Source organism: Candidatus Eisenbacteria bacterium (assembly GCA_016867715.1).
In the GTDB taxonomy this organism is placed as follows: Bacteria; Orphanbacterota; Orphanbacteria; order Orphanbacterales; family Orphanbacteraceae; genus VGIW01.
The window spans coordinates 47,462-53,743 of the sequence record VGIW01000013.1 but is presented as its reverse complement, the minus strand read 5'-3'; the positions used below and the strand labels follow the sequence as shown (position 1 = coordinate 53,743).

Sequence of the window (6,282 nt, the reverse complement as noted above, 5' to 3'; positions counted from 1 at the left end):
TCCCGGGAACCATGTCGCCGATCATCTTCAGCTTCTGGACGACCTCGTCCGCCGACGCTTCCTCCTCGACCTGCTCGGCGACGAACCACTGGAGGAAGGCGTGCGCGGGGTGATCCCCTTCCTTCGCCGCGAGGTCGAGGAGCTTGTGAATCCCGGCGGTGACCTTCTGCTCGTGCGCGTAGATGGCCTGGAACGCATCGAGAGGCGACTTCCACGACGAAGGCGGGGTCTCGATCGCGTCGAGAATCGGCTTCCCGCCCCGGTCGAGAATGAAGTGGAAGAACTTCATTCCGTGTTCGGTTTCCTCTTTGGTCTGGGCGTGCATCCAGTGCCCGAAACCCTTCAGGTTGCGGTTTTCGAAGTAGGAAGCCATGGAGAGATAGAGATACGCGGATGCGAACTCGTCGTTCATCTGCTTGTTGAGCGCCTTTTCCATCGATTTCTTCAGCATCGACATCTCCTTCGCCCTTTCGGGCGTCGTGCGCGAACGGGAATCCGTTTCCCGAGTCGCGCGCTTGTTATCGCGAAACGCCCGGAAGGGCGTCTACTCGATCGTTCCCACCGACGATTCCCGGAGAAACGGGTTCGATCGTCTCTCGCGGCCGATCGTTGTGTCGGGTCCGTGCCCGCAGTGGACGATCGCTTCGTCCGGCAGCGCGAAGAGCCGCCTGCGGATCGAGCGGAGCAAAGTCCCGTGCGAACCCCCCGGGAGATCGGTTCTGCCGATCGATCCCTCGAAGAGAGTGTCCCCCACGAAGACGCGTCCGCCGGCGACGAGGCTGACGCTTCCGGGCGAGTGGCCCGGCGTGTGCAGAACCTCGAGCCGGATCCCGCCGAAGTCGAGCACGTCTCCGTCGGAGAGACGGCGGTCCACGGCGGGGACGGTCGGCTCCGCCACGCCGAAGAAGCGCGCGTGCTCGGGCGCCGAGCGAAGAAGCGGCTCGTCCGCCTCGTGAAGAAGGAGCGGGATGCCGTATTTCTCCTTGAGCTCTTGAATACCGCCGATGTGATCGAGATGGGCGTGCGTGTTCACGATCGCGACCGGCTTCCATCCCCTCTCATCGATCCGTTCCGCGATCCGGTCCGCTTCGTCGCCCGGATCGACGACGACGCATCCCGAGCCTCCGGCCTCCCGCACCAGAAAGCAGTTCTCCTGGAAGGGGCCGACCACGATCCGCGCGACCTCGATCCGATCGCCCGGCGTCTCCCGCGGTTCGTTCGCCATCCTCCGCTCCTCTCGATGCGCCGCACGTCCGGTGTCCCCTCGCGGCTCAGCGCGAAGGCCGGCTTGCCGTCTCCGCGTCCGAGAAGCGGCTTGCTCCCTCGGGATGCGCGCGCTCCCTGTTGAATCTATGGCACGCCGAGGGCCTCGTCAAGAAACGGCCGGGGCTCTCTACACCTCGAGGATCTTGGGAGCGCGCGTGAGGTTCCGGTTCCCCTGAGGCGTGACGAGCGCCACGTCCTCGAGGCGAACGCCTCCGTGTCCCTTGTAGTAGAGACCCGGCTCCACCGTCACCACGTTCCCCGTCTGAAGCTGGAGCTGCACTTTCGAGACGCGCGGGGGCTCATGGATTTCGAGTCCCAGCCCGTGTCCGGTTCCGTGGATGAACCCTTGCAGCTTGCCGCCTTGAATGCCGGTCTTGAAACCTTCCGACTGAAAGTACTCGACGATCGCCTCGTGGACCTTATCGGCGCGCACGCCGGGCCGAATCATCGAGAACGCGATTCTTTGTCCCTCGCGCACGGTGCGGAACATCTTCTTCACCGTCTCCGAAGCTTTCCCCTTGACGACCGTCCTTGTGATGTCGGCGAAGTAGTAGGTGGCCTGCGAGCGCGGGAAGATGTCGATCACGATCGGCGTGTTCGCCTTGAGCGGGCCGATCCCGATGTTGTGCGGATCGACGGCCTGGTCGCCGCAGGCGACGATCGTCGAGGCGCCGAGGCAATCCTCCTCCATCAGGTCGAGATGGATTCGCTTGCGCACCATCTCGGCGGTGAGGGGGCGGCCGCCCACGTAGAGCGTTCCGCGGCGGACCGATGCGGAGGCGATCCAGTGAATTGCGTTCTCCATCGCCTTCTCGGTCTTCCTTTGCACGTCCGTGATCATGCGGACTTCGCGAGAGGTCTTTGTCTGCCGCTCGGGGACGAACGGGTCGGGCTTCACGCGGGTTATCACCCCTAGCTTGCGGAGTTCCTCGGCCGCGCCGACCGCGAACTGCGAGGGGACCTCGACCTGGCGGATCTTCTTCCATTTGAGAAGGGCCGCGGCGGCGGAGACGAGATCGGCCTTCCCCGCCAGCTCGTGGAGGCGGGAGAAGGGGAGGACTTCGTCGGCGATCGATTCGGAGGAGGCGCGGCCGACCTCGAAGTCGGTCACTGCGATCGTCGTCTTGCCCCCGGACTGCAAATAGATGAACGGGTCGCCGCTCGGGAAACGGGTCAGGTAGAGGAGATCGGCGCTCGTCATGCTGTCGGCGATGTGCAGAACCGCGGGTTTCTTCTTCGTGCTCATCTTCGTATCCGCCTTCGTGTCTTGAGTCCGCTTCTCGGACGATCCGTGGCCGGGTCGTCGCGATCTTCGTTCGCTTGTGCCGCCCGCCGTGGCTGCGTCGTCGGACGGCGGGGCTCTCCTTCGCGCCGCATGCGCGAGGGAGCTTCCTCGCCACCCCGCCGCTCTTCGCGACGGGAAGCCCCGGCTCGGTCGTGTCCGCGCCAGCTTCCGAGAACCAGAAGGATAGCACGGGACGGGCGAAGGGACAAGGAGAGGAGTCTTCGGGTTTCCTTCATGTCTATGGTTGTTCTACTCTGCGGCGTCTCCGGAAACGAGAAGGAACGAACCGGTCGGGAGAGCGGCGGGGAGAATGCGCTCGATGGCTCGTTCGAAAACCCTCCGGTCGGGATGTGGATCGCGGTTTGCACTCGAAGATGACGAACGGGGAGATCGCGGAAGAGAGCGCGTGCGTCGTCGATCGAGTGCCAACGCGCCCCGCGATACCCTCCGCGGCCCGCGCCTCGGCCTTTCCAGAGACGGAGAAGGCCGTTTCGGTGGAGAAGGTCGATCGCAAAGCGCCGGCAAGCGACGCGCACGATCTCGCGCAAGGCTTGCCTGCATCGCGGTTCTCCGGTGAGTGCGGAGCGGGGTCCTGGCCGATGAGCAATCCTGATTTCGTCGCTCCAACGGCCGTGCCGGCGACGGTTACGGCGTCGAGCTCGCTCACCGGTGCGGGCGGAAACGCCCGGACCGTTCCTTTCCATACGCGATCAATCGTAGCGGATTCGGCAACTTGGCAGGCCGTCTCTCTCCGAGCATCCGCGGTCCGCTCTCTCGACTAGGGTTCTTCGATGATCTCCTCGTCGATTCCGAGCGCCTTGGCGCGTTCCAACCACTGCTTGCGCGCCAATGCTCTCATGTCGACCACCGAGTCGGTCTCGTCCGTGATCTCCAAGCCCATCAAGGTCTCCACCAGGTCCTCGAACGTGACCAGTCCTCGGGTACCGCCGTGTTCGTCGATCACGATCGCGATGTGTTGACGGTGTTCGAGGAAGTTGTCCAATAAGGTCGACAGCGACATGGATCCGGGGACGGCGAGGATGTTTCGCTTCAACGACGAAAGGCGCTCCTCGTCGCGCCCAGCGGCCTTCTGCATCAGGATGTCCTGCTTGAGAGCAAAGCCCGTGACCTCGTCCAGGTTGTTCCGATAGAGCAGCAGGCGCGAGAAGGGGGAGCCGGCGACAAGCTCCAACGCCTCCGAAACCTTGGCCGTCTCAGGAATCGCGGAAATCACGGTCCGAGGGGTCATGATATCCGCCGTGCGGAGAGATCCGAGGCGAAACAGATTCCGGATGATCCTCGACTCCTTGGCGTGAAGGTGCCCGGTCGCTTCGCCGACACGGGCCATCGCGATGAACTCCTCCCGACTGAAGACGTGAAGCTGCTTTCCTCGCGAGATGGATTTCGTTATCAACTCCGTGATCCGCACGATGGGATAGAGAGCGAGGGTAAGACCGTGCACGAAGAACGCGGTCGGCCGAACGAGACTCGACCAGTAGACGGCGCCGATCGTCTTCGGGATGATCTCGGTAAGAAAGAGGATTGCAAGAGTCAGGACCGCGGAGAAGAGGCCGACCCATGCGCTCCCGAACAGGATGGTCGCCTGGGCGCCTGCTCCGACGGCGCCGACGGTGTGCGCGACCGTGTTCAGGGTCAAGATGGCGGCAAGCGATCGATCTACGTCTTCCTGCTTGAGGCGCTTCACGAGACCGGCGAGCCTCGGCCGCCGAACGGCCAGGTCTTCGATGTAAGAGGGGGTAATGGAGAGTAGAACCGCCTCCGCGATGGAGCAGAGAAACGAGAAGAGCAAGGAGAACAACACGTAGGCCCACAGGAGACCCCAGGGGGCGCTCGCGTCGGTGAGAGGGGCCGAAGGCGAATCAGGGATCATGCGCGCGTCTCTCCTCTCACCTGACCGGAAGCTCCACGAACGGCAACACGATCGGCACCACGATCATCGTGACGACGAAGATCAGCAAGTTGAGAAGAGCGCCTACGCGCGGGAAGTCGGCGAACCGATAGTTCCCCACGCCGTAGACCAGCACGTTCGCCTGGTGGCCGACCGGCGTCAGGAATGTGGTGGAGGCCCCGATCGCGATCGCCATCAGGAAGGGATGAGGCTCCAGCCCCATCGCCACCGCGATCGCCACGCCGATCGGCGCGGTCAACACCGCGGCAGCGGCGTTCGACATGACTTCCGTGATCGTCGTCGTGAAGAGGAACAGGCTCGCCATCACGACCAGCGGCCCGTGCGGCCCCGTCCGACTCACCACATGCTCCGCGAGCCAGCGCGCGGTCCCCGAGTGCTCGTCGTTCATGGCGATGCCGAGCGGCATCATGCAGGCGATGAGGAAGATCACCCTCCACTCGACCGCACGATACATGGTTTGAACGCGCACGCACTTCGTGAGCGCCATGAGCAGCACCCCGAGCATTCCCGCCACCGAGATGTGAAGCAATCCCGTCGCCGCCGTCGCCACCGAGAGGGCCATGATCGCGAGGGCCAACGGCGCCTTCTTCGACTCGCGCGCCTCGTGCTCGAGGCGGTTCGCGACCAGGAAATCTGCGCTCCTCGCCACCTCGCCGATCGCCTCGGGCGATCCCTGCACGAGGAGCACATCGCCCACTCGGAGCGGCATGTAGGTGAAGCGCTCCACGAGATCGCGCCCGCGCCGGCGGAGCGCGAGAACCAATACGTTGTAGCGGGAGCGCAGTTGGCCTTGGTTGATCGATTGACCGCGCAGGGTCGCGTTCGGGGCGATGACCACCTCGGCAAGCTCGATATCGGCGCCGATGAGCGCCGAGTCCTCGAACTTCGTCTCCGCGACAATTCGAAGCGGGCCGCTGCTCTTGCTCTGAAGAAGTTCCTCGATGTTCCCTTCTACGATGAGGCAGTCACCCATCTGCAACACCGTGGTCGGCGATGGAACGAACGCATGATCGGGAGCGTCCTTGCGACGAACGCGAAGGACCGAGAGCCCGAGCGTCTTGGGTAGGCCTGCTTCCGCGAGGGACTTTCCAATGAGCGAGCTTCCCTCGGGAACCACTACTTCGGTGAGGTAGTCCTGCAAATGGAAGCGCTGCGTCAGGCTCTCGGTCTCTTTTCGCACGGGGATGAGGAACCGTCCGACGAGCGCCATGTAGAGAATGCCGGTCGCCATCACCGCGAGCCCCGTCGGCACGAAGTCGAACATCCGAAATCCGCGAAAGCCCGCTTCTTCCATCGCCGTCGAACAGAGCAGGTTGGGCGGCGTTCCGATCAGCGTCGTCAGCCCGCCGAGGAGCGACCCGAAGGAGAGCGGGATGAGCAGCTTGGTGACCGGATACTCCAGCTTTCGGGCGACGACGTACATGGAAGGGAGAAGGATGGCGACCGCGCCGATGTTGTTCATGAACGCGGACATCACGCCCACGATCGCCATCACGGCGGCGGTCAGGAATACCGGGTGTCCGCCGCCCGCTTTCGTGATGACTCCGGCGAGGTGATCGGCGACGCCCGTGCGGATCAGCCCCGAGCTCAGGATGAACATCGCCAGAACCGTGATCACGGCCGGGTTGCTGAATCCGGAGAATCCCTCCTCGATGGTTACCGTGCGGGACAAGAGGAGCACCAGAAGCACGCCGAGCCCCACGAGGTCGGGCCGCACGACCTCGAGCGCGAAGAGGACGAGCGCCGAGCCGATCAGCCCAAGGACAAGGAAGTGCTCCATGCGCGTTCTTCTCGAACCTTC

General features: G+C 63.9%; 5 protein-coding genes. All 5 read right to left on the bottom strand.

What is annotated here, in order from left to right:
* Positions 1 to 451, bottom strand: a 451-nt coding sequence (locus FJY73_04505; GenBank protein MBM3319918.1) for a ferritin, incomplete at its 3' end; no start/stop codon positions are given.
* Between the two features lie 93 nt (positions 452 to 544).
* Positions 545 to 1,225, bottom strand: coding sequence for an MBL fold metallo-hydrolase (locus tag FJY73_04500; protein ID MBM3319917.1), 681 nt, complete (start codon positions 1,223 to 1,225; stop codon positions 545 to 547).
* Positions 1,226 to 1,393: 168 nt separating this feature from the next.
* On the bottom strand, positions 1,394 to 2,512 hold the full coding sequence (locus FJY73_04495; GenBank protein ID MBM3319916.1) for an aminopeptidase P family protein: 1,119 nt from the start codon (positions 2,510 to 2,512) through the stop codon (positions 1,394 to 1,396).
* 817 nt (positions 2,513 to 3,329) lie between these two features.
* Positions 3,330 to 4,442: an HlyC/CorC family transporter gene (locus tag FJY73_04490; GenBank protein MBM3319915.1), complete on the bottom strand. Its 1,113-nt coding sequence runs from the start codon at positions 4,440 to 4,442 to the stop codon at positions 3,330 to 3,332.
* A 16-nt stretch (positions 4,443 to 4,458) separates the two neighbouring features.
* A complete protein-coding gene (locus FJY73_04485; GenBank protein ID MBM3319914.1) occupies positions 4,459 to 6,261 on the bottom strand; it encodes an SLC13 family permease in 1,803 nt (600 codons plus the stop codon).
* Between the last annotated feature and the right edge of the window lie 21 nt (positions 6,262 to 6,282).